Origin of the sequence: Nocardia sp. NPDC019323 (assembly GCF_044389845.1) — a bacterium.
GTDB lineage: Bacteria > Actinomycetota > Actinomycetes > Mycobacteriales > Mycobacteriaceae > Nocardia > Nocardia implantans.
Genome location: NZ_JBIRYN010000003.1, coordinates 534,226 through 560,034, shown reverse-complemented (window position 1 = coordinate 560,034; position 25,809 = coordinate 534,226). Strand labels below are relative to the sequence as shown.

The following is a 25,809-nucleotide window of genomic DNA, read 5'->3' as shown; positions in this document are numbered from 1 at the left end:
GGAAACACACACCGTCATAGCTTTTCGCTATAACAAGCGGGCAGTGCGCGGCGGGCAGGGTCTGCCGCCGCGGTGATCGACGCGTCCCTTCGCGCGATCAGCGCAGGATGCCCGCATGCCGAGCGGCGCGCAGCCAGTCCGGGAACTCGCCGAGCAATCGGGCGTAGAGCTGCGCGTCGTCGACCTGGTCGATGTCGTCGAGAGCGAAGAAGCCCGCGTTGTCGACGACCCGGTCGGACAATTCGTCCAGAGCGCGCAGCAGACCGTAGTTGGCGCGGCCGAGGCCGACGAACTGCCAGAAGGCGGGCAGCAGCGAGGCCCGGCGCATCAGCGCGGCGATCTCGCGTTTCTTGGCGAACCCGCCGTCGGTGAAGAACAACACCAGCGTCGGACGGCCGCCAGGGCGCAACGAGTCGATGATGTCGCGCATGACCGGTAGTTCGTCGTTGCGGCCGCCGAGCCGGTCGTAATCGATGTCGCCGTGGGTTCCGCCGAGATGCAGATAGGTGCGGGCCCACTCGTCACCGTGCTCGACCGTGATATCGGGCAGCTTGGCGAAGGAGAGGGCGTACAGGTACGCCTCCAGGACGCCGTCGTCGTCGAGCTGGGTGGCCACCGGGATCATCCGCTGCACGACGCGATGCACCACCTGGTCGCGGTACTGCCGTTGCATGCTGCCGGTCTTGTCGATCACCAGGACCACCCGGGCCCGGACACCGAAAGCGGCCTTGTCGATGAGGACTTTCGCGACCTCGCGCTTGCGCAGGTCCAGCGTCGCGCGTTTTTCGAAGGAGAGCTTCGCCTCGCCGGGAACGGTGAACACCTCCGCCGCCGGGGCGACCCCCGGCCCGGCCCGATCCGGGGAAGGAACGTCCGCACCGGCCGGTTCCTCGTCCACGCTCACACCGTGATCGGTGACCAGCGCGGCGAACCCGCCCGCATAGCCCTGCCCCACCGCGCGCACCTTCCACGCGCCTCCACGGCGATACAGTTCGAGCGCGATCACCACGGATTCGCTGCCCAACCCTTCGATGCGGTACTCGTACAGGATGTTTCCCGTCGGGTCGGCCACCGTGGCGACCGGAGGCGCGAACCCGCCGAAGGTCCGCGCCGGATCGTCGAGGGTGAGCACCGCGCGCACCTGCGCGATATCGGCGGGCAGATCGCCGAGTGAGACCGAGAGCGTGCCGGGTGTTCCCGCGCCCAGCGCCACACCCGGCGCGCTCGGCTGATTGAAGAACACGAAATCCGCGTCCGATCGCACCCGGCCCGCTTCGGTCACCAGGAGCGCCGACACATCGACCGCGGCCTCGGTGCGTACCGAAACCAGCACGTGAGCCGCGTCGAGTACACCGTTGTGACCCTTGACCAATGCCGTGCCCACCGAGACTCCCAGTCGTCGTCGCTCGTGAAACGCCCAACCGGATCAGGGTAAGGCCGGGCTCGCGAGCATGCGGAGTCTTCGCCGCGCCGCTAGCGGTTGGGCCTGCGACGATTCCGGCGCGGGGCGCGCCCCGCCGTCATCGGACACCGGTGCCGGTCAGCGTGGCCATCGGCGGCCGGTCGGGCGCGGGCGCCGCTCCCCGCACCGCACGCCAGCTCGAGCCGTCCGGGAGGTACTGGGTCAGCGCTGCGCCCGAATCGGGGATACCGAGCCGGTCGAGCAGCGTCGCGATCACCTGCCTGCTCATCTCGGCCAGTTCGTGCAGCGGCCGATTGCGGTGCGCCCTGGCGCCGAGATCGACCTGCCCGATGGCTCGCGCTCCGTGCCTGCGCCACGTGTCGATCAGGATGCCGATCTCCACGCCGTAGGCGGGTGCGAACGGCAACGACCGCAGCAGTTCCCTGGTGGCCGCGTACTCTCCGCCCAGCGGCTGGCGCAACTCGGCCAGTTCCGGCGCGAGCGCGGCGAGCAGCGGCCGGGCCACGAGCTGGGTGACGCGCCCACCGCCGTCCGCGGCGGCGCCGAAAGGGCGGCGATAGAACCCTTTCACCAACCGTAGCCGCTCGTCCGACAGCAGCGGTGCGAGCAGCGACGGCACGAACCTCGGGTCGGGCGCGACCAGATCGGCGTCGACGAACACGATGAAATCACCGGAGGCCACCGCCAGCGACCGCCACAGCACCTCACCCTTGCCGGGACACGGCGGTACGGCGGGCAGCGCCTGTTCCCGGGAATAGACGGTCGCGCCCGCCGCTCTGGCGCGGGCGGCGGTCCGGTCGGTGGAGCCGGAGTCGAGCACGATCAGCTCGTCGACCAGGGTGCCGACGAGGTCGCGGATCGAGGCGACCACCTCCGCGACGGTGTCCTCCTCGTTCAGGGCGGGCACGACCACCGAGACGGTGCGGTGCCGCTTGCGTTCGAGAAGCTCGTCGTGCGACCAGGCACGGTCGTAGTGGACGATGCCGGGCGCTGCCGACGTCATGCGCGAGTGTCCTTTCGCTGGTCCATCGAGCGGTTGGCGCTCGCCGGGGTGCGTCTCGGCGAGGCGGGGAGGTCACCGTGGCTCCCCCCGCGGCGGCAGTGCGAGACTGAGCGCGACGAGCGCCAGCGCGGTTCCCGCCACCACCCACAGCACGGTGACGCAGGCGGCGAGGAAGGTGTGGGCGGCGGCGATCTGTCCGGCCAGATCCGCTCCCGCGCCGGGACAGGTGTGCGCGTCCAGGTGCGGGGTCGGCGAACGCAGCGCCGCTTCGGCGCAGTCGGCGAACGTCGTGACGACGCCGTCGCGCTGCGCGGTCGTAGCCGATGAGTCCGAAAACGATCCCGCGAGTACGGCTTTCGCGTGCTCGACGCCGAGGCCGGTGTCGGCGTCTACCCGGCGGAAGAACAGCGCGCCGAGCACCGCGACGCCCAGCGAACTGCCGATCTGCTGCACGGTCGGCACCGTTCCTGAGGCCGACCCGGTCGCCCGTTCCGCGACCCCCGCCATCATGGCCGCGGGCAGCGGCGCGGCGAACAGCCCCATCCCGGCTCCTGCGGCGAACACCGGAACGGCCAGGCGCCCCGGATCGATCGCCGCGTCGGCGGGATCGACGGTCATCGCGATGACCACGATGGCGACCGCGAACCCGAGCACACCGAGGGTGAGCCCACGATTGCCCAGCCGCGCCACCACGATGGGCGAGGTCAGCGCGCCGCACGCGCCACCGATGGCAAACGGGAGCACCAGGATTCCGGTCCGCAGCGCGGTGAATCCCAGCCCGGATTGCACGGTCACCGACACGGTGAACAAGAACGCGGCGAAGATCCCGAAGAACAACAGGGTGAGCACGGAGCCGACCGCGAAACCGCGGTCGGCGAACAGATCGGTCCGCAGCAGCGGGCTCTGCCCGGCCCGCAGCCGCCTGCGCTGGTGCCAGACGAACACAACGAGCAGCCCGAGCCCGACGCCGAGCAACCCGAACAGCTGGGGCGGCCAGCGCTGTTCGCGCCCGGCCGCGAGCGGGTACAGCACCGCGACCAGCCCGCTGGTCGCCAGCAGCGCGCCGGCGACGTCCAGCGGTTCCCGACCCGGTGGCCTGCCGACGTGCAGATGCCGGTGCGCCAGCAGCAAGCCCAGCACGCACAGCGGAACGTTCAGCAGGAAGATCGCGCGCCAACCGAGGCCGAACGGATCGGAGGCGATGATCGCGCCGCCGAGCAGCGGCCCCACGATGGCCGCGAGCCCGGCGGCGGCTCCGTAGAGCCCGAAGGCCAATGGCTGCCGCGCTTTCGGGAACACCGCACTGATGATGGCGATGACCTGCGCGGACATCGCGGCGGCGGACAGCCCCTGGACCGCGCGCGCGGCGATCAGCTCACCGGGCAGGTGCGCCAGGCCGCACCACACCGAGGCCATGGTGAACGCCGCCATGGCGCCGAGGAAGACCCGCCGCCGCCCGACCGACTCCCCGACCCGCGCGGCGGTCATCAGCGTGCCCGCGAAGGCCAGGCTGTAGCCGGCCACGACGAACACCTGCGCCGAACCGGGCGCCGCCATTTCCGTGGCGATGCTCGGTAGCGCGGTGTTCACGATCGTCATGTCCAGCATCTGCATGAACACCGCGAGCAGGCACGCGCCCAGCGCCGCCCACGCACCCGAGCCGGAGACCGCCGTCGGCGTCGCGGTGGTCGTGCTCGCCGGTGTGCTCATGGCAGGGCGCCGACCCGCACCGCGCGGTCGCCCTTCGCGGCGACGTCGGCCACGATCGCCCGCATAGCGGTGACGTAGCGCCCGATCGCCTCGTGCGCCTGCGGGGTATCGGGAAACAGCAGGCTGAGCGTGGTGACATCGGTGAACCGGTTGACCCAGATGTAGACCTCGCGCGAGCTGCCGCGGTTGGCGAACATGCCGCCGTCGATCTTGTCGAACATCTCCACGCCGGCCATCTTGCGAATGTCCAGGTAGGACAGCATGCGTGCGGACCAACCCGGGCGGGTGCGGATGCCGAGCTCCGGCGGCGCAAGTTGCAGTGCCCGGTGCAGGGACACGTCGGTCAGGTCCTTGCCTTGGTCGTATGCCCGCTGAGCCGCGGCAGCCACGTCCGTGAACGACTGGTCGGCGTTCACCGGGAAGGCCACCGGGATCAGATTCGTGTACCACCCGACCGATGCCGCCTCGCCCTCGGTGCGACGCGTGTTCACCGGTGTGAGACCGAAATACCAGTCACCACCGGCCAGTTCGGTCTCCGCGAGCGCGGCCGCGGCGAACAGGCCCCCGGTGAACCGGGCGTCGTTGGCGCGGCAGGCCTCCTCGAAGCGCAGCGCACCCGGCTCATCGATGAGAACGGTCGTCACCTGGGCGCCCCGGACGTGCTCGTCGCCGTCCACCCACAGATCCACCGGGAAGCCGGGAACATCGCCGCCGTTGCGTCGCAGCAGATCCAGCCAGACGGCGATCTGCGGTGAGTCGGCGGCGAGCTCGGCGCTGTAGCGGCGCTCGCGCTCGCAGTAGGCGATGTGACCGGTCACCGGCGCGGGCGTCAGGCTGCCGCCGGACAGTTCACTGCCGTAGAGGGTCAGCAGGTCCACGCACGACAGCGCCTGTGCCACGCCGTCGGTGTGCAGGTGATCCACCGCCGCGTACACCGTGAACGCTTCCGCGTGCTCGATGACGCCGAAGCTGAAGCAGTCCCAGTCCAGCGGGCCCGGCGTCTCGGTGAGCACATGCGCTCGGATGGCGTCGCTGTCGGTGTAGACGCCGTGCTCGGTCGCCGCCACCCGGATGTCGGCGGGGTCGAGCACCCTGCGTTCCACCCGGTCGTCCTCGGTCAGGACGAACCGGCTCCAGAACGTGTCGTGCCTGCGCAGGAATGCCTCGACCGTTCGCGTGAACGCGGCATGATCCGGCACGCCGGGAATCGTGAACGCGATCATGCACACCCGCGAAGTGCGCACGCCCGCATCGGCATTGCGGTGCGTGGTGCGCAGATATTCCTCCTGCTGATGTGACGGCGGCGCAGGATGAACCGGGGCACGGCGCGCCGCGGTGAGCGATTCCGGCGCCGCACGCCAACTGGTGAGCTTTCCCGCCGTCGGCTGCCATTCGTCGATGAAACCGAAATTGACCACAGGTGTTCTCGATTCGTGCTTGCGAGGAGAAATCCTCGGCTGAACCCCCAGGAAAGTTAACGACTCCGGTCGTCCGGCGACCATGGGTTGCACGAAATCTTGTGACCACCACCAGCCGGCCGCGCCGACGGCTCGTCGAGTCTCCCAAGAATGCGCGCCAGTGCTTGCCGGGCGGTGCGACCGCGCCCTACGTTCGCCACCACGAAATGCACGAAACAGGTTCGGAGGTCTCGCGTGCGGGCTCGAACGACATGCAGGCCGGGCGCGATCATCACCTCGATCGCCGTCGCCATCGCGCTCGCCGCGACACCGCTGTCACCGTCCTGGCCTGCGGCGACAGCCGAACCGACGGCACAGGCACCGGATCCGCCTGCCGCCACGGATGGCGCCCGAGTGGTCGGCATCGGGCCGGGCGCCGGTCGCCTGATCGAAGTGCAGATCCATTCCCCCGCGATGGGCGCCACCGTCCCGGTGAAAGTGATCCGCGCGCCGGATAATTCCGAATCCGCGCCGACGCTGTATCTGCTCAACGGCGCCAGCGGCGGCTCGGAAGGAAGCAACTGGCCCCACCGGACCGATATCGAGGATTTCTTCGGCGACAAACAAGTCAATGTCGTCGTGCCGATGGGCGGCGAGGGTAGCTATTTCGCGGATTGGCAGGCCGACGACCCGGTCCTCGGCAGGCAACGCTGGACGACATTTCTCACCAGAGAACTGCCGCCGCTGATCGACGCCACTTTCGGAGGCAACGGGGCCAACGCCGTCGCGGGCATCTCCATGGCGGCCACTTCGGTATTCCAACTCGCCCTCAACGCGCCGGGGCTGTACCGAGCCGTCGGCTCCTACAGCGGATGCGTCCGCACCAGCGATCCGCAGGGCCAAGCCATGGTCGCCGCCGTCGTCGCCCACTGGCACGGCAACGCGCTGAACATGTGGGGCCCGCCCACCGATCCGCACTGGGCCGCCAACGACCCGTACCTGCACGCCGAACAACTTCGCGGCACCGCCATCTATGTCTCCACCGGCACCGGCATACCGGGACCGTTCGACCGGCCCGATGGGCCAGGCATCGACGGAAATCGCGACAAACTGGTCAGTCAGCTCGTCACCGGCGGCGTGCTGGAGGCGATCATCAACCAGTGCGCGCACGATTTGAGCGATCGGTTGCGCGAACTGAACATCCCCGCGACGTTCGACTTCCGCCCCTCCGGCACCCACTCCTGGGGCTACTGGCAGGAGGACCTGCACAACTCGTGGCCGCTCATCGCCGCCGCGCTGGCGGCCTCCCCGGTCACCGGATAGCCGAAACCGGTGTCATCGCGGCCGGGACGACTCCGCGGCGCCGGTGATATTGCGCGCCATCCCGCCGAAAACGATCGTATGGAACGGCGCGATGGACTTCCAGTACAGATGTCCGGCCAGCCCATGCGGTTCGAACACCGCGCATTGGCGATAGGTGGCGCCTGGACCGTCCGGCTCCACCGCGAGCTCGAGCCACGCCCGGCCGGGAACCCGCATCTCGGCGCGCAGACGCAGCATCCGGGGCCGCTCGATCCGCTCCACCCGCCACCAATCCAGCGCCTCCCCTTCGTGCAACCGGTGCGGATCGCGGCGTCCGCGGCCGAGACCGGCGCCGCCCGCGAGCCGGTCGATCCATCCGCGCAGCGACCAGGCCAGCGGGAAGGAATACCAGCCGTGCTCGCCGCCGATCGCCTCGATCACCCGCCACAGCGTCGCCGGGTCGGCGTCGGTGTGGCGTTCGCGCACGTCCCGGTACAGCGAACCGCCCGACCACTCCGGGTCGGTGGGCAGCGGATCCGACGGCGCGCCCGGCGGATGCGCGTCCGACCACCTGGTCGGCACGTCCAGATCACGAATCTTGCACAGCGCCAACATCACCGCCCGCCGGTAACCGGTCGGTCCGTCCGGCGGGTCCGGAATGAGGTCGGCGATCGCGTGGTCGCGGCAGACCACGTCGTTGATCAGCGACTCCATCAGCGGAACGGCGATCGCGCGCGGCACCGGGGTCACCAGGTTCACCCACTGCGCCGACAACCACGGCGTCAGCACCGGCACCGGCACGATCAGCCGTCGCGGCAGCTGGGCCACTTCGGCATACTCGCGCATCATCTGCCGGTAGGTCAGCACGTCGGGGCCGCCGATGTCGAACGCGCCGCCCGCGCCTTCCGGCAGCGTCGCCGCTGCGGTCAGGTAGTACAGCACGTCACGCACCGCGATCGGCTGGATCCGGTTGCGCACCCAGCGCGGGGTGATCATCAGCGGCAAGCGCTCGGTCAGATAGCGCAGCATCTCGAAACTGGCCGAGCCGGAACCGATGATCACCGCGGCCCGCAGCACCAAGACCGGCACCGGACCCGCTCGCAAGATCTCGCCGACCTCGGTGCGGGAGGCCAGGTGCCGCGATAGCCGCTGGGCGTCAGGGACGATGCCGCCCAGGTAGACGATCCTGGTCAGCCCGGCGCGCGCCGCCTCGGCCGCGACCAGCGTGGCCGCCTCCCGGTCCACTGTGTCGAAATCGGCCCGCGTCAGCGAGTGGACCAGGTAGTACAGCACGTCCTGCCCCGCGAGCGCGGCGCGCACGTCGGCGGCCGAGGTCACGTCGCCCGCCACCACCTCGACGCGATCGCGCCAAGGCGCCTCGGTGAGTTTGCCGGGTGTGCGTGCCAGCACGCGAACCGTGTGACCGGCGCGCAGCAACTCCGGCACCAGTCGTCCGCCGATGTAGCCGGTCGCACCGAACACCACACACCGCACGGCAACCACCCTTCCGATGACCTGCTCAGGTGATGACCGAGGGCCGAGGGGTCAAACAGCGACCGCGGCGCCCCCGCACGGGGATCGGCCGAGCGCGAGCCCTGCTCGATCGCACGACGACGTGCCAGACTGGGCCGGTGAGCGAAAGCAGCAAAAGCGGCAGACCGGACGAACCCACACCGCCCGATCGCGGTGATGTCATCGGTATGGGCCTGCTGTGGCTGGCCAAATGGGCGGTGTGCATCGTCGCGATCGCGGCGGGCGCGTGGGTGCTCGGCTTCCTGGTCGCCCGGCTGTGGGTGGTGATCCTGCCGGTGGCGCTGGCGATCGTGATCGCCACCGTGCTGTGGCCGCCGGTGCGCTGGCTCACCGCCCGCGGCTTGCCGCCCGCCGCGGCGGCCTCGATCGCGGTGCTCGGTTTCGTCGGCGTGCTGGCCGGCGTGATCGCGCTGATCGTGCCCTCGGTGGTCGACCAGGCCCCGGAGCTGGCCGACAAGGCGAGCGAGGGCGTCAACCAGGTGCGCGACTGGTTGCAAGGGCCGCCGTTGCGAGTGCGCGAAGAGCAATTGGATTCGGCGGTGGACGCCATCGTGTCCCGGTTGCAGTCGAGTTCCGCGCAGATCGCCAGCGGCGTGTTCACCGGCGTGACCACCGCGACGTCGGCGCTGATCACCCTGTTCCTTGTGCTCGTGCTCACTTTTTTCTTCGTCAAGGACGGGCCGCGTTTCCTGCCCTGGCTGCACAGCGTCTCCGGCAGCCGCAGCGGCAGGCACTTGGAGGAGGTGCTCAGCCGCATCTGGGTCGTGCTCGGCGGGTTCATCCGCACCCAGGCGCTGGTCAGCCTGGTCGACGCGGTGCTCATCGGCGCCGGTCTGGTCATCCTCGGAGTGCCGCTGGCGCTGGTTCTCGCGGTGATCACCTTCCTGGGCGGATTCGTCCCCATGGTCGGCGCGTTCGTCGCGGGGGCCCTCGCGGTGCTGGTCGCCTTGGTCGGCAACGGCTTCGTCACCGCACTGATCGTGCTCGGCATCGTCGTCGCCGTGCAGCAGTTGGAGGGCAACGTGCTGCAACCGGTCCTGCAGAGCAGGAGCATGCAGCTGCACGCGGTCATCGTGCTGCTGGCGGTCACCGCGGGCGGCTCGCTGTACGGGATCGTCGGCGCGTTCCTGGCCGTGCCCGTCGTGGCGATCGCCGCGGTCGTCCTGCGCTACGTCGGCGAGCAGATCGACGCGGCCACCGCGCCGCGGCCGGAACCGGACAGCGATCCCGCGGACTGACGCAGCGCCCGCGGCCGCGCACCATCGTTGTACTCAGTCCGAATGTAACTATCGCCGTCGCCCGCCGCGGTTCCTAGCGTCAGTGGACATGACAACTGATGTGGGCACCCCGCTCAACGACATCGCCGACGCGACGGCCGAGGCGGTCGCCGACGACCCGGCGAACGCGCTGGTGGTGTTCCGTGCCTCCGGGACTCCGGAGGGGACGGTGGGCAGCGCGATCTCCCTCGGCAGATACACCGTGCGCGTGGACGAACCGCCGGCGCTCGGCGGCGCGGACACCGCGCCCAATCCGGTCGAGGTGTATCTGGCGTCGCTCATCGCCTGTCAAGTGGTCACCTATCGGTTCTGGGCCCAGCGCCTCGGCATCACGATCGATGAACTGGCCGTGAGCGCCGAAGGCGATCTCGACGTGCGTGGATTCTTCGGCTTGGATGAGAACGTTCGCCCCGGCTTCCAAGCGGTGCGGGTGACGGTTCGCATCGGCGGCCCCGAGACCGCGCAGCGTTATACCGAACTCCAGCAGGCCGTCGACGCGCACTGCCCCGTGCTGGATCTCACGACCGGGCGCACTCCGGTCGACACCACGCTGATCACCGATTAGCGGCCGTCCCGACCAGATCGACCACGCACAAGGAAGGACCTTCCCGATGACCGAACCCGACCTGTCCCAGAACTGGAGCTTCGAGACGAAGCAGATCCACGTCGGACAGATTCCGGACGGCACGACCAACGCCCGCGCCCTGCCGATCTACCAGACCACCTCCTACACCTTCCGCGACACCGCGCACGCGGCGGCGCTGTTCGGTCTGGCCGAGCCCGGCAACATCTACACCCGGATCATGAACCCGACCCAGGACGCGGTGGAACAGCGCATCGCCGCACTGGAAGGCGGCGTGGCGGCTCTGCTGCTGGCCTCGGGCCAAGCCGCGGAGACCTTCGCGATCCTCAACATCGCCGGCGCGGGCGACCACATCGTCTCCAGCCCCCGGCTCTACGGCGGCACCTACAACCTCTTCCACTACTCGCTGCCCAAGCTCGGCATCGAGGTGTCCTTCGTCGACGACCCCGACGACCTCGAGCAGTGGAAGGCCGCCATCCGCCCGAACACCAAGGCGCTCTACGGCGAGACGATCTCCAACCCGCAGAACCACATCCTCGACATCCCGGGGATCGCGGGTGTCGCGCACGACAACGGTGTTCCGCTGATCGTGGACAACACCGTCGCCACGCCGTACCTGATCCAGCCGCTGGCCCACGGCGCCGACATCGTCGTGCACTCGGCGACCAAGTACCTCGGCGGGCACGGCGCGGCCATCGCAGGCGTGATCGTGGACGGCGGCAAGTTCGACTGGACCGGCGGCCGGTTCCCCGGCTTCACCGAGCCCGACCCGAGCTACCACGGCGTCGTGTACGCCGAACTCGGCGCGCCCGCCTACGCGTTGAAGGCGCGCGTGCAGTTGCTGCGCGACCTGGGCTCGGCGGTGTCGCCGTTCAACGCGTTCCTGATCAGCCAGGGCCTGGAGACGCTGAGCCTGCGGGTGGAGCGGCACGTGCAGAACGCGCAGGCCGTGGCCGAATTCCTCACCACCCGTTCCGAAGTGACCTCGGTGTCCTACGCGGGTCTGCCGTCGTCGCCGTGGTACGAGCGGGGCCGCGCTCTCGCGCCGAAGGGCGCGGGCGCGGTGATCGGCTTCGAGCTGGCCGGCGGCGTCGACGCGGGCAAGCGGTTCGTCGAGGCGCTGCGGCTGCACAGTCACGTCGCCAACATCGGCGACGTGCGCTCGCTGGTGATCCACCCGGCCTCCACCACCCACTCGCAGCTGACGCCGGAAGAGCAGCTGGCCGCGGGCGTCACCCCGGGCCTGGTCCGGCTCGCGGTCGGCATCGAGGGAATCGACGACATCCTTGCCGATCTGCGCGCCGGATTCGACGCCGCTTCCTGACGCGTCGCGCCCCGGGGCCGATCGGCCCCGGGGCGCTTCCCCGGTCACCCATGCGGATCGGAAGCCGCTCAGCGGGGCGAAAACCCGTTTCGGGCGCGATTTCCTGATTACCGTCGATGAATTGAACCGCAACCGCAGTTTCCATCGACCGGCTCTCGGCGCCACCGCTATTCGTCGGCGGCACGCGGATTCGATTGGCGTACGCGCGGTTCCTCGCCCGCGCGAAAGAAATGGAACTGCCGCGCATCCGTAAGGCTTTCTGAACCGAACTAGAAGGGTAGGTATATGTCCTCTTCAGAATGAGGTGGGTAAGTTCATGGGCACAGCAGTACCCGAAATCGAAACTGCGGCACACCCCTTCTTACGCCGCGCTGTCACTCTGGTCGTCGCGAGCGCCATCCCGTTGTCCTTGGTCGGCGCCGCCGCCGGCGCCACCGCCGACCCGCTGCTGCCGGAGATCTCCGTCCAGATCCCGTTCGCCCCGGCGCCCGGCCTCGGCATCGTCCCTGCGGCCGATCCCGCGGACCCCGGAGCTGTTCCGCCCGAGTTCCTTCCGCCCGCGCCCCCGGTCTCCGCGGGCCGCAACGACCTGAGCGTCAACCGGCCGATGCCGGATCCGAACGTGCTCGCGCCGATCGAGCCGCAGCGGCTGCACCTGCCCAACCCCGCCGCCCCGGCTCCCGCGGTCGCGCCGATCGAGGCGCCGCCCGGCACGCTGCGCGTGGGTTCGGTGGTGATCGGCCGTCCCGATTTCATGACTCCCGAGCAGGGCAAGATGTTCAACGACGCGATCGCGGGTCCGGAAGCAAGCATCGCGCAGACCCTGGATTCTGCGGGCTTCGAACCGTCGCGTTCGGACCGCATCGCCGCCGACCTCATCGGCTCCACCGCCATCGGCGCCTCGGTTGGCAGCATGGTGGCCTCGCCGGTGGCCTCGATCGGTGCGGTCATCGGCGCGATCTGCGGCGCCATCGCGGGCCTGCCGATGATTCCGACCGGAACGATCGCCGTCATGGCCCTCGGCGCCGCCATCGGTTACGGATTCGTCGCCTCCCCGGCCATCGCCGTCGGCGCGGCCGTCGGCGCGGGTGTGGGTGTGCTGCAAGGACTTCTGACGCCGCCGACGGTTCCCGCCGCGTAAAGTTCCCCGTGCCGGAAACCGCCCATTACGCGGATCCGGCCTCGATTCCGAATACGCGAGATTTCCGCGAAGACCCGGTTTCCGCCGGGTCTTCTGCTTTTCCGGCGGAAATGGCCGATGTTTGGCCGCCGGATAACGGGCTACTGCGAAGAAGACCGGCTGAAGATGGCCGGCCGGTCGCTTCAGAAGGAGGTTGTGACATGAGCACAGTCGACAAGGCGAAGAACAAGACCGATAAACTCGCTGGTCAGGCCAAGGAAAAGTTCGGCGAGGCGGCGGGCGACCGCGGCAAGCGCGACGAAGGCCGCACCGACCAGATCAAGTCCGACCTGAAAGACGCGGGCGAGAAGGTCAAGGACGCCTTCAAGCACTGACCGTAGCGCCGCGCACGGAGCGCACGCGAGCTGAGCGACGCGCCCGGCCGAAGCGCATAAGGCGGATGGCCGCATCGAGCGGTCATCCGCCTTTTTCTTCCGACCAACTGGTCCAACCAGTTGACGTGTTGACCCTTCTGCGCGACACTCGGCGGCATGGAATTCGCCGCGGTCGCCCGCACCGCCGTCTCCGATGTGGTGTTCGGCCAGATCATCGACGCGATCTTGAGCGGCAAGCTCGCGCCGGAGGCGACGCTGCCCTCCGAGCGCGAACTGGCCGAGATGTTCCAGGTGAACCGCCACGCCGTCCGCGAAGCGCTCAAGCGCGTCCAGCAGAGCGGGCTGGTGCGCGTCACGCCCGGCGGCAAGACGCGGGTTCTGGACTGGCGCTCGCACGCGGGCTTGGACATCCTCACCGCGCTCACGCGCTCCGGCGCGGTGCCCGCGCGGCGGATCCTGCACGACATCGCGGTGATGCGGCGTTCGGTCGCCGCCGACGCGGCCCGGTTGTGCGCCGAACACGCCGACGCCGAGCAGCTGGCGGCGGTGCGACGCGCCGCGGCGACCTACCCGGACGCCACCGCGCCCTTCGACACCGTCGTGGAGGCCGATCTGGCGTTCTGGGTCGCGATCCTGGACGGCTCCGGCAACCTCGCCTACCGGTTGGCGTTGAACACCCTGGTGGCGGGCTATTTCGGGATCGGCATGGAGCTCGTCGCCGAACTCGGCCTGAACAAGGAGTACATCGACCCCGGCGCGCATCGCGCACTCGCGGAGTGCATCGCCCGCCGCGACTCGGACGCGGCCTACGACACCGCGTACACCCTGCTCACCCGCTTGGTGGACGCCCAAGCAGCACCGGAAGATTGACCCCTTGTTCGACCTGATCGCCCACGCCATACCGGTTTTCGTGCTCTGCCTGGCCCTGGAAGCGGCCTCCTTCCACCTGCTGCCAGACGACGACCAACTCGGCTACCAGTTCCGCGACGCACGCACCAGCGTGCTCATGGGACTGGGGAACGTGGTGGTGAATCTCGGCTGGAAACTCGTGGTGGTCGCGGTTTACGCCGCCGCGTACCTTCTCGCCCCGGTGCATCTTCCCGCGGACCATCCGCTGACCTGGGTCGCGCTGTTCTTCGCCGACGAGATCGCCTATTACTGGTATCACCGCACCCATCACACGGTGCGCGTGTTGTGGGCCAGCCACGTGGTGCACCACTCCAGCGAGTTCTACAACCTCTCCACCGCCCTGCGCCAGCCGTGGACCCCGTTCAGCTCGCTGCCCTACTGGCTGCCGCTGGCGCTGGCCGGTTTCCCGCCCTGGATGATCCTGCTGCAACAGTCGGTCAGCCTGGTCTACCAGTTCTTCATCCACACCGAGCGCGTGGCGACGCTGTGGCGCCCCCTGGAGTTCGTGTTCAACACCCCCTCCCATCATCGCGTGCACCACGGCTCCAACGACCGCTACCTGGACAAGAACTACGGCGGCATCCTGATCATCTGGGATCGGCTGTTCGGCACCTTCGAGCCGGAGGGCGAACGCGTCCGCTACGGGCTGACCAAGAACATCGAGACGTTCAATCCGGCGCGCGTCGCCACCCACGAGTGGGCCTCGATCTGGCGCGACCTGCGCGGTGCGCCGTCGTGGCGCGCCCGCGGCGGCTACTTGTTCCGCGGCCCCGGCTGGGCGCCGGCCGACTGATCCGCGGCGGAGCGCCCGTCGCCCTCCTCCTCGACGAGCCGCAGTGCGCTCGGCCACCAGATCCTGCGCCCGATCAGGCTGAACAGCGCGGGGATCACCACCGTGCGCACGACGAACGTATCGAGCAGGATGCCGAGGCCGACCACGATGCCGACCTGCGTCAATGTGATCAGCGGGAGCACGCCGAGCACACAGAACACCGCGGCGAGCACGATGCCGGCACTGGTGATCACCGCGCCGGTCACCGACACCGCCCGCACCATGCCGCGCGTGGTGCCGTGCCGGGGAGTCTCCTCGCGGGCCCTGGTCACCAGGAAGATCGTGTAGTCGACGCCGAGTGCGACCAGGAACAGGAACGCGAACAGCGGCACGCTGATGTCCAACGCGGGGAAGCCGAACACGTGCTCGCTCATCCAGCTGCCGAGACCGAGCGCGGCCAGCGCGCTCAACACCGTCACCGCGACCAGCAGCACCGCGGCGGGCACCGCCCGCAGCAGGGCCAGCAACACCACCAGCACCACGACGAGGATGAGCGGGATGATCAGCTTCCGGTCGCGGCTCGCGGCCGTCTGTACGTCCAGCGCCTGGGCATCGGTACCGCCGACGATCGCGTCGGCCCCTGGCACAGCGGCCACCGACGCCCGCAGCGCCTCGATCGTGTCGAACGCGCGCGCCGACGACGGCGGCGCGTCGATCACCACCGACCACCGGGTGAGCCCGGTCGCCGAGGTGCCGGTCTGCCAGGTCATCACCACGCCCTCCGTGCGATGGAACGCCGCGTCGATGCCCACCGCCGCGTCGCTGCGCGCGAGGACGATCGCGGGATCGGAGGCGCCGGAGGGGAAGTGCCGGGCGAGGGCGTCGAATCCCTCCACCGACTCCGCGCGAACCCGGAACTGCTCGGTCTGCGACAACCCCACCTGCGTCGACAGCAACCCGGTCGCGCAGACGACCAGCACCGCGATGGCGCTTGCGGCGACCACCGCGGGCCTGCGCACCACACGCGCGGCGATGGCGTGCCAGATGCCCTCATCGGCGGTATCGCGGTCGTCGGCCTGCGGCACGAACGGCCAGAACACGTTACGCCCGCACAACGCGAGCGCGGCGGGCAGCGCCAGCAGCACGAACACCACCGCCACCAGCAAGCCGAGCGCGGCCATCACGCCGAGGCTGCGCGTGCTCGGCACCGAGGCGAGCAGCAGCACCAGCAGCGCGGCGACCACCGTCACGTTGCTGGCCAGGATCGCGGGCCCGGCGCGCCGCACCGCCTGGCGCAAGGCGGTGCGGTGGTCGGCTTCCCGGTGCAGTTCGTCGCGATAGCGCGACACCAGCAACAGCGCGTAGTTGGTGCCGGCACCGAACACCAGCACGCTGGTGACACCGGAGGTCGAGCCGTCGAAGGTCAGGTCGGTCAGGCGCGCCAGCGCGGTTCCGGCGCCGGTGGCCACCCGATCGGCCGCGCCCACCACCGCGAGCGGCACCAGCCACAGCACCGGGGAACGGTAGGTCGCGATCAGCAGCACGGCGACGACCACCGCGGTCACCGCCAGCAGGGTGACGTTCGCGCCGGAGAACGAGTCGGCGATGTCGGCGCCGAATGCCGGACCGCCGGTGACCTGCAGCAACAGTCCGTCGGGCAGCCCGTCCCCGGCGACGGTACGGATGTCGCCGATGCGGTCGGTGAGCGCGAATCCGCTCAGCTCGGCGTCCACGGGCACTTGCCCGATCGCCGCTTTCCGATCCGGGGAGGCGAGCAGGTCGGTCGGACCAGGGGCGCGTCCCGACGCGCGGGCCACCGCCGCCACGGTGGCGTCGCGATCGTCATCGGTCAGTTCGCCGCCGTCGGCGCGCGTGACCACGATGATCGCCGCGGCCGACCCCGCGTCCGGGAATTCCTTCAGCGCCTGTTCCACCCGCGCGGATTCCGCCGAGGACGGCAGCGCGGTGGGGGCCTGCCCGGCGGACTCGTTTTCGCCCACCGCGCCGATCAGGCCGATCGATGCCGCGGCGAGCACCACGAGCAGCACCCACGAGGTCCGGGCGGTCACCACCGACGCATAACGATCCCAAGCACTCACCCCGCAACTCTCTCAGAAACTGAAATATTAAGCAATTGAGACACCTCGGTGAACTACGCTGACGCCCGTGTGCGAAAGGATGCCCCATTGACCGCTGATCCGAACGTCGACAGACCGGACCGCACCGGACTGGAAGCCGACATCGCCGCCGACATCCGGGCACTCACCGCGATCTCGGAGCAGATCGGGCAGGTCTTCGCGCGGTCGCACGACCTGCGCGCGGGCGACTTCCGCGCACTGATGCACGTCGCGACCGCCGAGATCGAGGGCGCGCCGCTGACCGCGGGCGCGCTCGGCAAGCTGATGGGAATCTCCTCGTCGGCGGTGACCTACCTGGTCGAGCGCATGATCGATTCCGGCCACCTGCGCCGCGCCGCCGATCCGGCCGACCGCAGGCGGGTCATCCTGCACTACGACGAGCACGGCATGGACGTGGCCCGCGGCTTCTTCACACCGCTCGGGCAGCGGACCCGCGCCGCGATGGCCGAACTGCCCGACGCGGACCTGCGCGCCGCGCACCGCGTGCTGGTCGCCGTCGTGCAGGCGATGCGGGGCTACCACGGCGAGCTGACCGGCGACTGAATGCCGCCCGGGGCGCGCGTCAGTCCCGCAGCGCCTGCTCGCGCAACGATTTCAAGGTCTTCGACAGAATCCGCGAGACCTGCATCTGCGAGCACCCGATCCGCTGGGCGATCTGCTCCTGAGACATCGAGTCGAAGAAGCGCATCACCAGCACCTGCTTCTCGCGTTCGGGCAATGCCGCCAGCAGCGGCTTCACCGCCAGGTAGTTCTCCACGGTGCCGAAGTCAGGGTCCTCGGCGCCGAGCGTGTCCAGCAGCGAGGGACCGCCGGACTCCGACTCGTCGGTGTCGGAGGCGGCGTCGATCGATGAGGTCTGGTAGGCGTTGCGGGCGATCAGCGCCTGGGTCACCTCGTTCAGATCCGCGCCCAGCTCCTCGGCGATCTCCCGCGCCCGCGGCATCCGGCCCAGCCGCTGCGACAGGATCTCCACCGTCGGACCGATGGTGGACTGAATCTCCTTGAGCCGGCGCGGCACTCGCACCGACCAGGCGTAGTCGCGGAAATGCCTGCGCACTTCGCCCATGATCGTCGGCACCGCGAACGAGAGGAAGGTCGCGCCGTGCCCCGGATCGAAGCGGTCGACGGCGGCGAGCATGCCCACCCGCGCGATCTGCAACAGGTCCTCGAAGCTCTCGCCGCGGCCGCTGAACTTGCGCGCGATGTGCTCGGCCAGCGGCAGGCACCGCTCGATCACCTCGGTGCGCAGGGCTTCGCGGCGCGGATCGTCCGGAGCCAGCGCGGCCAGTTCGGCGAAGAGCGGCTCGATATTGTCGTAGGTATCTCCCCGCGATTTCCGCTTGGAAGCGACCTGATTCGGCTCGCTACTCATTATTCGAGCCGCCGCGCACCCACCGGAAGTCGACGACAGTCGGGTAGCCGCCCGCCGCGGCGTCGTGCGCGCCTCGGGTGGCCGACACCGAGTGGGTGAGCGTCGCCACGATGTGCCAGCCGAAACCGGACTCGTCCGGGCTGCTGTCCGACACCGTGACGGTGGAGACGCGCACGTCCACCGCGTCGTCCTCGAAGCCGAACGCGCACTCCAGCTCCGCGCCGTCCACCGCGTCCAGCACCAGCGCGCTGGCCACCTCGTCGAGGGCGAGCCGGATGTCGGTCACCTCGTCGATGCCGAAATCGGCCATGAGCGTGACGGTCTCGGCCAAGGCACGCAACATCGCCAGCTGTTCGGACACCGCGGGCACCCGCACGCTGATCGTGCCGGTCCGCGTCGTCGCGGGAGGAGTCCCCTCACCCTTGCTCATGCACCGCTCCCAGAAGTCGCGCCGTCCGTCGGAGCGCCAAGCCTACGCCCTCTCGTCCGGGCGGTTCGATCGGCCACGGCACAGCGCGCGCGTCTGCGCCGTGGACGGCCCGTCGCGCGAGGCCGCGACGCGCTCCCCGCGACGGCCTTCGACGCCGATGGACAGCGCGTTCGCCGGCGCATCGGCCCGCGCTCGCCGTCCCTGCGCTCACCTGGACTCCGGCGCGGCCGGAACCCCGGTCCGTTCGGACGGAAGACGGCGACGGCCGTCGCCGATCGCGCGCACCAGATCGGTATAGGCGATCTCCAGTTCGGCCAGCCGGGTCCATGCCGCGTGCATGCGCTCGCCACCGGGATCGTCGTGCATGAGCAGATGGAACGCGTCTTCCGCGACGGCGGCCATCCGGTCGATCATCTCGCCGAGGCTCTCGTCGTGCACCCGCACCGCGGGGTCGGCACTCGGCAGGTGCAGCGCCGCCCAGGTGTCGATCCGATCGACCAGCTCGGCGCGTCGCCGCCGCGTGTCGACCGACTCTCGCCCGTCCTCCCGGCACTGCCGGTGCAGTTCGGTCAGCTCGCGCGCCCACCGGCTCACCGGGCCATCCACGTGCTGGCCGCCCAGCGCGCACAGCAGGGCGCTCGGACTCGGCAAGGCCGAACCCTCGGACAGCTTTCGCGGTCGCGCACGCTGGACCAGCATCGGCCTACCTCCCCGGCCGACCGCACCGCTCGCACGGCCGGTCGTCCAAGCCTTCATCAGAACAGCGTTCATACCCGATCGGGCATGCCCGCTGCGGGCAGAGGCAAACTCACAGGGGCGCAGTGAGTTCGAGATGGATGCCGTCCGGATCGGAGAACGACAGGATCGCGATGCCGAAATCGGCCATCTCGGTGATCTCGCCGTGCTCGATGCCCGCCTCGGACAGGCGAGCGGCCGCGGCCACCAGATCGTCCCGCGCCGGGACGGTGAAACTGAGATGGTCCAAACCCACCCGCTCGGAATCGAATCGGTCCGCCGGATCGGCGACCGGGCGCAGGCCGAGCAACATGCCGTTGGCCTGGAACACCACCCCGCCGAACAGCCGCATCGGATCGGTGCGCACCGCAGGATCGTCCGGACTGCCCGGCGATTCGGCGGCGATGGGGAAACCGAGCACGTCGCGGTAGAAGGCACGCGACCGAGCGATATCGGTCACGGTCAGCCGGATGTGATGCGTCCCGGTCGTTTCGATCATGGTCACGCTCCCGAGCGGTGTACGGCGGTCCGATCGGCTCCCTCGCGCTGTCGGCGGGCAACCGTCTCGCGATGACGGTAGGACAGAATCCCGGCGGAACCGAGTGTCGTGAACGACATCTTCGGTACCGTTTCCGACATGGATGTCGTCGTCTTCGTAGTGGACGGCGTAGCCGATTTCGGATACGCCGCCTTGCTGGAGACCTTCAACACCGCCAACGCCGTGCGCACCGAACTGCCCGACCCGCCGCAGCCGTGGCGGGTGCGCAGCGCGTCGTTCGGGACCACGGTGCGATCCGGCAACGGCAACACCGTGCCGACGGTCCCGCTCGACGAGCTCGGCGACGCGTTCGAGCTGATGATCGTGCCCGCCGTGAACGTCATGGAGGCCGCGGCGCTGATCGACCTCGTTTCCGCACCCGCCAGCCGGCCGGTGCTCGACCGGCTGGTGGCGGCCCGCGATCGGGGCGCGCACCTCGCCGGGGCCTGCACCGGAACGTTCTTCCTCGCCGAGGCGGGCGTGCTGGACGGTTCCCCGGCGACCACGAGCTGGTGGCTCGGTCCCAGCTTCCGGCGCCGCTACCCCAGCGTGGAACTCGACGAGGGACGCACGCTGTGCCGCGGCCCGCGCGTCACCACCGCGGGCGCCGCGCTGTCGCACATGGACCTCGCGTTGTCGCTGATCGCGGGCAAGAGCCCGGCGCTGGCCGAACGCGCCATGCGCTACCTGGCGGTGGGCGCGGGACGACCGCAACGTGAGTTCATCGTTCCGGAGATCATCGCCCGTGGCGATTCCGTCACCGCCGCCTTCGAACGCTGGGTGCGCGCCCATCTGGGCGAGAATTTCCGGATATCCCAGGCCGCTCGCGCCATCGGTGTCACCGAACGCAGCCTGCAGCGGGCCACCCACGCCGAACTCGGCATGTCCCCCACCGAATTCGTGCACGACATCCGCCTGGAACGCGCCGTGCAGTTGCTGCGAACCACCTCGCTCACGGTGGACGCGGTGGCCGCCAAGGTGGGCTACCTCAATGCCGGAACCCTGCGCGGATTGTTCCGCCGCCGCCGCGGCGTGTCGATCTCCGAGATTCGCATGACGCGCGTGTCCTATTGAGCCGACCCCATCGGCACGAGCCGGTCCCGCGACGGCAGTTGCCCCAATTCGAACGTCGCCGAAATCGACAGTAGCCAATGGGCCGCGCTTACCGCCCCGGTTATCGGAATCGGCTGTCTCGCAGGCGGATTCCTATACGGCGCGGGATTGCCCAGGAGCGGTGAATCCTTCGGCGAATTCGATGAAGTTCTGCACGACGGTCTCGGCCTCCCGCCGCACAGTGCGCTTGAGCAGCAGGCCGGGCAGCAGGAGCGAGGATTGCAGCTCGGTGTGATACCAGACCTGCGATCCCGAGACGTCCTCGGAGACTTCGAACCAGCCACCGCCGCCGACCCCGACACAGCTGTCCACGACCTGCCAGGACACTCGATCCTCGGTCCACTCGTACTCCAGCACCTGGAGATCGGACCTGCCAAGCGGGGTCTCCGCGGTGACGTAAACCCGCTGCGGACGACCGGATTCGTCACGAGTGGCCACGCGCGCATCCGAATGCGTCGACCATTCGGGAAGCAATTCGATCGCGGCGACCGCATCGAAGACCTGTGCGGGATGGACGCCGACGGCGAAATGGATATCGGTTTTTACGCGCATAACTCCTCCACCCCCGGGACCAACCCGGCCGATTCTGCCCGTGCCCTTCCCATCCGTCAACACGGGCGCGACTCGCAAACAGCAACCACCCACAAAGTTCGATGTCAGACACTTCCCACAGTCGGAAATAAGCAGTCAGCTACTTAGCGGCTATTGGCAGTTCCAGCAGTTACCGGCGAGTATAAAAGTGGCCGGTCCGAGAATTCGTCCCTTGCATTCGTGGCACGACTCCGATGCGAACTGAGCGAGTTCATTTCCCACCCGCAAGCAGTGCTCGTCATCCCGGGGAACGGGCGGCCACGCCGACCACCTCGAGCCCACGGCAGAATGGGCCGGTGCAGATCGGGATGCTTGGACCGCTCGAGATCCGGCTAGACGACGGTGGATCGATCGAGGTACCGGGTGCCCGATTGCGGGCGCTGTTGATCGCCCTCGCGCTCGAACCGGGCCGCACGGTCCCGAGAACGACGCTGGTCGATTGGATCTGGGGCGAGCAGCCGCCCGCCGACGCGGCGAACGCCGTGCAGGCGCTGGTCTCCCGGCTGCGCAGGCTGCTGCCGGAGGGGTCGCTCGACGGGCAGGCGGGCGGATACCGGCTGACGGTGCGACCCCACGCCGTCGACGCCGTGCGGTTCCAGCAGCTTCTCGACCAAGCCCGCGGCGGTGACGACACGCGCCGGGCCGAACTCCTGCGCGAAGCTCTCGGCCTGTGGCGCGGTGCGCCCATGCAGGATGTCGGGATACCGGACAGCGCGGCTTTCGACACGGTGGTCACCCGGCTGGAGGGGCTGCGCCTGGCCGCCATGGAGGACCGATACGAAGCGGAGATCCGCCTCGGCCGCGGCACGGAACTGATCACCGAACTCACCGAGCTGGTGGCCATGCACCCGGTACGGGAACGGCTCGTCGCCGCGCTGATGCGTGCGCTCGGCGCCGCCGGGCGTGGCGCCGAGGCACTGGTCGTGTACCAGCGCGCACGCGAAGCGCTCGCCGACACGTTGGGCGTCGATCCCTCGCCGGAGCTCTCCGCGCTCCACGTCGCACTGCTACGCGGTGAAGTGCGGTCCGAGGAAGCCGGCCGCAAGACGAATCTGCGGGCAGAGTTGACCACATTCATCGGCAAATACGCCGACGTCGCCGCCGTGCGCGAACTCATCGCGAACCATCGGCTCACCACGTTGACCGGCCCCGGGGGTTCGGGCAAGACCAGGCTGGCCCTGGAAACCGCGCGGACCATGCTCGACGACCTGCCGGACGGGGCCTGGCTGGTGGAACTGGCGTCCATCGGCGCGAGCGGCGACCTGGCGCAATCGGCGCTCGCCGCGCTGGGGCTGCGGGACGCGCTGCTCGGCGGCGCACCGAACACCGAACCGATGGACCGGCTCGTCGCGGCGATCCGCGAGCGCGAGACGCTGTTGATCCTGGACAACTGCGAGCACGTGATCGAGTCCGCCGCGGCGTTCGCCCACCGATTGCTCGGGGAGTGCGGGCGGCTGCGGATCCTCGCGACGAGCCGGGAACCGCTCGGCATCATGGGCGAGGCGTTGTGGCTGGTGGAGCCGTTGGCGTTACCGGCGCAGGACGCGGACCCCGGCCAGATCGAGTCCTCCCCGGCCGTTCAGCTGTTGCGGGACCGGGCCGGCGCGGTGCGCAAGGATCTCACCGCCGACGCCTCCACCCTGGCGACCATGGCGCGCGTCTGCCGCGCGCTCGACGGCATCCCGCTGGCCATCGAACTGGCCGCGGCCAGGCTGCGCACCATGTCGCTCGATCAGCTCGCCCACCGCCTCGACGATCGGTTCCGCCTGCTCACCGGCGGCAGCCGGACCGCGATCCCACAGCACCGGACGTTGCGCGCGGTGGTCGACTGGAGCTGGGAGCTGCTCACCGACGCGGAACGGCTGGTGCTGCGCAGGCTCGCGGTGTTCTCCGGCGGCGCGAGCCTGGAGGCCGCCGAGCAGGTCTGCGCGCACGTCGACGGCGAGGAGAGCGTGACGGTCGAGCGGTGGGAGGTGCTCGAGCTACTGACCGCGCTGACCGAGAAATCGCTGCTGCTCACCGTGGAGGACAGCGGGCCGCGCTTCCGGATGCTCGACACGATCAAGCAGTACGCCCGCGACCGGCTCGCGGAGTCGGGGGAATCGGAATCGGCGCGCCGAGCGCATCTGGCGTACTTCACCGAACTCGCCGACAGCGCGGAGCCGCACCTGCGCCGAGCCGAGCAGTTGGAGTGGCTGGCCACGCTCGAGGTCGAACACGACAACATCGCTGTCGCGATGCGCGGCGCGCTCGCGGCCTCGGACGCGGCCGGGGCGATGCGCCTCGCGGCGGCCACGGGCTGGTACTGGTGGCTCGGCGGGCACAAGGCCGAGGGCATGGAATTGATCACCGCGGCTGCCGAGACGTCCGGCGAGGTGGACGACGAGACCAGGGCCAGGGTGTACGGGCTGATCGCGCATTTCATGAGTTCCGGGCCGGGTGACGAGCGCCAAGTGGCGGAATGGATCCGCAAGGCATACCGGTTCAGCCGGCGCGGTCCCAGCCGGTACCCGCTGCTGGCGTTCGTGGCCGCGCTGGAACAGATGTTGCAGGGGCCGGACGCGTTGCTGCCCGCGTTCGAACCGCTCCTCACCGACGACGACCCCTGGGTGCGGGCGCTGGCGCGGCTGCAGTTGGGCAAGGCGCGGATCGCGCTCGGCCGGGCGGGGCGGGAAGCGGACGAGTATCTCGAGACGGCGCTGGCCGAGTTCAGGGCCATCGGCGAGCGCTGGGGTATTTCGTTCGCTCTGACCGAACTGGCGAATCGGATCGCCATGCGCGGTGAGTTCGCCGGTGCGTGCGAGTACCTCGAACAGGCGATCGCGGTAGTGGCCGAGGTCGGCGCGATCGAGGACATCTTCCTCATGCGGGCCCGGCAGGCTCAGTTGTACTGGCTGCTCGGTGACACGCGGGCGAGCGCGGCGGCCATGGCGGAGGCGCAGCGGCACGCGGATCGGTCGGCCTGGCCGAACGCGCTGGCCGAACTCGCCATGACCAAGGCGGAGCTGGCCCGGTGGAGCGGCGACACCGAGCAGGCACGCCGGCAGATCGAGATCGCGGCGACCATGCTGGGCAGCGATGCGGAACAGCCCTACGTCACGGCGCTGACCCACAGCCTGCTCGGCTACCTCGCAGCCGGTCTCGACGAAGCCCGCGAACAACACGCCGCCGCCTTCCGTGCGGCAGCCGACACGGGGTACGCGCCGCTGATCGCGCAGATACTCGTGGGGATCGCCGACCTGGCGCTGCGCGCGGGCCACGACGAGCAGGCCGTGCGACTGCTCGCGGCCGGCGCCGGGGTGCGCGGTCTGTCCGACCGGTCCCAGCCGGATGTGACCCGAATCGAGCAGACAGCACGACGTCGCCTCGGTGACCAACGGTTCACCGAGGCGACGAGCGAGGGAGCGCAGGCGAGTTGGCGCGAACTGGTCGCCGCCGCGCTCGCCGGCTGACGGGGCACGGAGCGGGTCAGGCGGCGGTGGCGTGCCGGATGACGATGTTGCCGTAGGAGTTGCGCGCGTACACCCGCACGACGTCCGCGTTGCCGTCCGCCCGGTCCACCGGTCCCATCTGGTTGCGCACGGCACCGTGCAGGGCGTTGGTTTCCAGCTCCACCGCACTGCGCGGGCTGATTCCGACCTGTACCTCGCCCATGGACGTTTCCAGCCGGAGCACGCCGCGCGACGCTTCGCCGATGCGGATGTCGCCTTTGGCGGTTTTCGCGGTCACCGAATCGCGCGGACGCTCCACGGTGATGTCGCCCGCGGATACCTCCAGGTCGCACTCGCCGAGTTCGCCCGCGCCCAGCAATCGGCCCACCGCGGCGGTGCCCTTCAGCCGCGAGCCGATGGGCACCTCGACGGTCAGCTCGATCGACGGGTTGCCGCCGAACGGGGTGTAGGTCCGCCAGTCTTTCGGCGTTCTCACGGTCAAAGCGGCCGCGGTGAATTCGACTCGGGTCTGCTCGGCGGCGCGCACGTCGCCTTTCTTGGACGGGTCGGCAGGGCGGACCGCGACGACGGTGTCGGTGCGGTCCGAGGCGATCACCGTGACGTGACCGGAGAGCACGTCGATGGTGACGTCGATCGGTTCCGGGGTCTCGAATGTGGGCATGGCTGTCTCCTGTGAGGGTGGAACAGGGGCT

The 25,809-nt window shown here is 69.6% G+C and carries 23 protein-coding genes; 11 read left to right on the top strand and 12 right to left on the bottom strand.

Annotated features, from left to right (window positions below):
* Window positions 1-97: 97 nt before the first annotated feature.
* The 4 genes from ACH49X_RS15545 to ACH49X_RS15530 all read right to left on the bottom strand — a co-directional run bounded on the left by ACH49X_RS15545 (window position 98) and on the right by ACH49X_RS15530 (window position 5,638).
* Window positions 98-1,384, bottom strand: a complete 1,287-nt coding sequence (locus ACH49X_RS15545) for a VWA domain-containing protein (RefSeq protein WP_195077703.1) — start codon at window positions 1,382-1,384, stop codon at window positions 98-100.
* A gap of 136 nt (window positions 1,385-1,520) precedes the next feature.
* Window positions 1,521-2,426, bottom strand: coding sequence for a glucosyl-3-phosphoglycerate synthase (locus tag ACH49X_RS15540; RefSeq protein WP_195077702.1), 906 nt, complete (start codon window positions 2,424-2,426; stop codon window positions 1,521-1,523).
* A gap of 72 nt (window positions 2,427-2,498) precedes the next feature.
* The gene (locus ACH49X_RS15535; RefSeq protein WP_357108864.1) at window positions 2,499-4,136 is read right to left on the bottom strand and encodes an MFS transporter; all 1,638 of its coding nucleotides are present in this window, start codon (window positions 4,134-4,136) and stop codon (window positions 2,499-2,501) included.
* On the bottom strand, window positions 4,133-5,638 hold the full coding sequence (locus ACH49X_RS15530) for a condensation domain-containing protein (protein ID WP_357108861.1): 1,506 nt from the start codon (window positions 5,636-5,638) through the stop codon (window positions 4,133-4,135). Before ACH49X_RS15530 ends, ACH49X_RS15535 begins: the two co-directional genes overlap by 4 nt.
* A gap of 150 nt (window positions 5,639-5,788) precedes the next feature.
* On the opposite strand from ACH49X_RS15530, the gene ACH49X_RS15525 reads away from it, so the two are divergent.
* The gene (locus ACH49X_RS15525) at window positions 5,789-6,856 is read left to right on the top strand and encodes an alpha/beta hydrolase family protein (protein WP_357205274.1); all 1,068 of its coding nucleotides are present in this window, start codon (window positions 5,789-5,791) and stop codon (window positions 6,854-6,856) included.
* Between the two features lie 12 nt (window positions 6,857-6,868).
* Here the strand turns inward: ACH49X_RS15525 and ACH49X_RS15520 are convergent, their stop codons facing one another.
* Window positions 6,869-8,329 (bottom strand): SDR family oxidoreductase, encoded by a 1,461-nt coding sequence (locus ACH49X_RS15520; RefSeq protein WP_357205271.1) that lies wholly within the window; start codon window positions 8,327-8,329, stop codon window positions 6,869-6,871.
* Window positions 8,330-8,466: 137 nt separating this feature from the next.
* On the opposite strand from ACH49X_RS15520, the gene ACH49X_RS15515 reads away from it, so the two are divergent.
* From ACH49X_RS15515 to ACH49X_RS15485, 7 genes are all read left to right on the top strand, one after another.
* Window positions 8,467-9,606 carry an AI-2E family transporter gene (locus ACH49X_RS15515; protein WP_357205268.1) on the top strand — a complete coding sequence of 380 codons (1,140 nt, stop codon included), beginning with the start codon at window positions 8,467-8,469 and terminating at the stop codon, window positions 9,604-9,606.
* 88 nt (window positions 9,607-9,694) lie between these two features.
* On the top strand, window positions 9,695-10,210 hold the full coding sequence (locus ACH49X_RS15510) for an OsmC family protein (RefSeq protein WP_195077697.1): 516 nt from the start codon (window positions 9,695-9,697) through the stop codon (window positions 10,208-10,210).
* A 46-nt stretch (window positions 10,211-10,256) separates the two neighbouring features.
* On the top strand, window positions 10,257-11,552 hold the full coding sequence (locus ACH49X_RS15505) for a bifunctional o-acetylhomoserine/o-acetylserine sulfhydrylase (RefSeq protein ID WP_195077696.1): 1,296 nt from the start codon (window positions 10,257-10,259) through the stop codon (window positions 11,550-11,552).
* A gap of 316 nt (window positions 11,553-11,868) precedes the next feature.
* Entirely contained in the window at window positions 11,869-12,693 is an 825-nt protein-coding gene (locus ACH49X_RS15500; protein WP_195077695.1) for a hypothetical protein, read from the top strand.
* 200 nt (window positions 12,694-12,893) lie between these two features.
* A complete protein-coding gene (locus ACH49X_RS15495; RefSeq protein WP_195077936.1) occupies window positions 12,894-13,067 on the top strand; it encodes a CsbD family protein in 174 nt (57 codons plus the stop codon).
* Between the two features lie 156 nt (window positions 13,068-13,223).
* Complete coding sequence (locus ACH49X_RS15490; protein ID WP_195077694.1) at window positions 13,224-13,937, top strand: FadR/GntR family transcriptional regulator; 714 nt, start codon at window positions 13,224-13,226, stop codon at window positions 13,935-13,937.
* Between the two features lie 4 nt (window positions 13,938-13,941).
* On the top strand, window positions 13,942-14,769 hold the full coding sequence (locus ACH49X_RS15485) for a sterol desaturase family protein (protein ID WP_195077693.1): 828 nt from the start codon (window positions 13,942-13,944) through the stop codon (window positions 14,767-14,769).
* Here the strand turns inward: ACH49X_RS15485 and ACH49X_RS15480 are convergent.
* On the bottom strand, window positions 14,730-16,847 hold the full coding sequence (locus ACH49X_RS15480) for an MMPL family transporter (protein WP_357205265.1): 2,118 nt from the start codon (window positions 16,845-16,847) through the stop codon (window positions 14,730-14,732). The genes ACH49X_RS15485 and ACH49X_RS15480 overlap by 40 nt on opposite strands.
* Window positions 16,848-16,934: 87 nt before the next feature.
* Between ACH49X_RS15480 and ACH49X_RS15475 the strand changes: the two genes are divergently transcribed.
* Complete coding sequence (locus ACH49X_RS15475; protein WP_195077691.1) at window positions 16,935-17,429, top strand: MarR family winged helix-turn-helix transcriptional regulator; 495 nt, start codon at window positions 16,935-16,937, stop codon at window positions 17,427-17,429.
* Window positions 17,430-17,448: 19 nt separating this feature from the next.
* Here ACH49X_RS15475 and ACH49X_RS15470 read toward each other — a convergent pair whose 3' ends face one another.
* The 4 genes from ACH49X_RS15470 to ACH49X_RS15455 form a co-directional block, all read right to left on the bottom strand.
* Window positions 17,449-18,258 carry an RNA polymerase sigma factor SigF gene (locus tag ACH49X_RS15470; protein WP_195077690.1) on the bottom strand — a complete coding sequence of 270 codons (810 nt, stop codon included), beginning with the start codon at window positions 18,256-18,258 and terminating at the stop codon, window positions 17,449-17,451.
* Window positions 18,251-18,688 carry an anti-sigma regulatory factor gene (locus tag ACH49X_RS15465; protein WP_195077689.1) on the bottom strand — a complete coding sequence of 146 codons (438 nt, stop codon included), beginning with the start codon at window positions 18,686-18,688 and terminating at the stop codon, window positions 18,251-18,253. The genes ACH49X_RS15470 and ACH49X_RS15465 overlap by 8 nt, the downstream gene beginning before the upstream one ends.
* A gap of 207 nt (window positions 18,689-18,895) precedes the next feature.
* Window positions 18,896-19,387, bottom strand: a complete 492-nt coding sequence (locus ACH49X_RS15460; protein ID WP_195077688.1) for a DUF4254 domain-containing protein — start codon at window positions 19,385-19,387, stop codon at window positions 18,896-18,898.
* 109 nt (window positions 19,388-19,496) lie between these two features.
* Complete coding sequence (locus ACH49X_RS15455) at window positions 19,497-19,922, bottom strand: VOC family protein (RefSeq protein ID WP_195077687.1); 426 nt, start codon at window positions 19,920-19,922, stop codon at window positions 19,497-19,499.
* 138 nt (window positions 19,923-20,060) lie between these two features.
* On the opposite strand from ACH49X_RS15455, the gene ACH49X_RS15450 reads away from it, so the two are divergent.
* Window positions 20,061-21,035 carry a GlxA family transcriptional regulator gene (locus tag ACH49X_RS15450; RefSeq protein ID WP_195077686.1) on the top strand — a complete coding sequence of 325 codons (975 nt, stop codon included), beginning with the start codon at window positions 20,061-20,063 and terminating at the stop codon, window positions 21,033-21,035.
* Window positions 21,036-21,167: 132 nt separating this feature from the next.
* Here ACH49X_RS15450 and ACH49X_RS15445 read toward each other — a convergent pair whose 3' ends face one another.
* Entirely contained in the window at window positions 21,168-21,626 is a 459-nt protein-coding gene (locus ACH49X_RS15445) for an SRPBCC family protein (RefSeq protein WP_195077685.1), read from the bottom strand.
* 335 nt (window positions 21,627-21,961) lie between these two features.
* Between ACH49X_RS15445 and ACH49X_RS15440 the strand changes: the two genes are divergently transcribed.
* The gene (locus ACH49X_RS15440) at window positions 21,962-25,117 is read left to right on the top strand and encodes a BTAD domain-containing putative transcriptional regulator (protein ID WP_357205262.1); all 3,156 of its coding nucleotides are present in this window, start codon (window positions 21,962-21,964) and stop codon (window positions 25,115-25,117) included.
* 16 nt (window positions 25,118-25,133) lie between these two features.
* Here ACH49X_RS15440 and ACH49X_RS15435 read toward each other — a convergent pair whose 3' ends face one another.
* Window positions 25,134-25,778: a hypothetical protein gene (locus ACH49X_RS15435; RefSeq protein ID WP_195077683.1), complete on the bottom strand. Its 645-nt coding sequence runs from the start codon at window positions 25,776-25,778 to the stop codon at window positions 25,134-25,136.
* Between the last annotated feature and the right edge of the window lie 31 nt (window positions 25,779-25,809).

Bases quoted from the DNA above. Each gene is read 5' to 3' on its own strand.
- ACH49X_RS15505 (WP_195077696.1), top strand. From the start codon at position 10,257: ATGACCGAACCCGACCTGTCCCAGAACTGGAGCTTCGAGACGAAGCAG.
- ACH49X_RS15435 (WP_195077683.1), bottom strand. From the start codon at position 25,778: ATGCCCACATTCGAGACCCCGGAACCGATCGACGTCACCATCGACGTG.
- ACH49X_RS15530 (WP_357108861.1), bottom strand. From the start codon at position 5,638: ATGGTCGCCGGACGACCGGAGTCGTTAACTTTCCTGGGGGTTCAGCCG.
- ACH49X_RS15460 (WP_195077688.1), bottom strand. From the start codon at position 19,387: ATGCTGGTCCAGCGTGCGCGACCGCGAAAGCTGTCCGAGGGTTCGGCC.
- ACH49X_RS15535 (WP_357108864.1), bottom strand. From the start codon at position 4,136: ATGAGCACACCGGCGAGCACGACCACCGCGACGCCGACGGCGGTCTCC.
- ACH49X_RS15510 (WP_195077697.1), top strand. From the start codon at position 9,695: ATGACAACTGATGTGGGCACCCCGCTCAACGACATCGCCGACGCGACG.
- ACH49X_RS15450 (WP_195077686.1), top strand. From the start codon at position 20,061: ATGGATGTCGTCGTCTTCGTAGTGGACGGCGTAGCCGATTTCGGATAC.
- ACH49X_RS15495 (WP_195077936.1), top strand. From the start codon at position 12,894: ATGAGCACAGTCGACAAGGCGAAGAACAAGACCGATAAACTCGCTGGT.
- ACH49X_RS15455 (WP_195077687.1), bottom strand. From the start codon at position 19,922: ATGATCGAAACGACCGGGACGCATCACATCCGGCTGACCGTGACCGAT.
- ACH49X_RS15445 (WP_195077685.1), bottom strand. From the start codon at position 21,626: ATGCGCGTAAAAACCGATATCCATTTCGCCGTCGGCGTCCATCCCGCA.
- ACH49X_RS15470 (WP_195077690.1), bottom strand. From the start codon at position 18,258: ATGAGTAGCGAGCCGAATCAGGTCGCTTCCAAGCGGAAATCGCGGGGA.
- ACH49X_RS15465 (WP_195077689.1), bottom strand. From the start codon at position 18,688: ATGAGCAAGGGTGAGGGGACTCCTCCCGCGACGACGCGGACCGGCACG.
- ACH49X_RS15540 (WP_195077702.1), bottom strand. From the start codon at position 2,426: ATGACGTCGGCAGCGCCCGGCATCGTCCACTACGACCGTGCCTGGTCG.
- ACH49X_RS15500 (WP_195077695.1), top strand. From the start codon at position 11,869: ATGGGCACAGCAGTACCCGAAATCGAAACTGCGGCACACCCCTTCTTA.
- ACH49X_RS15490 (WP_195077694.1), top strand. From the start codon at position 13,224: ATGGAATTCGCCGCGGTCGCCCGCACCGCCGTCTCCGATGTGGTGTTC.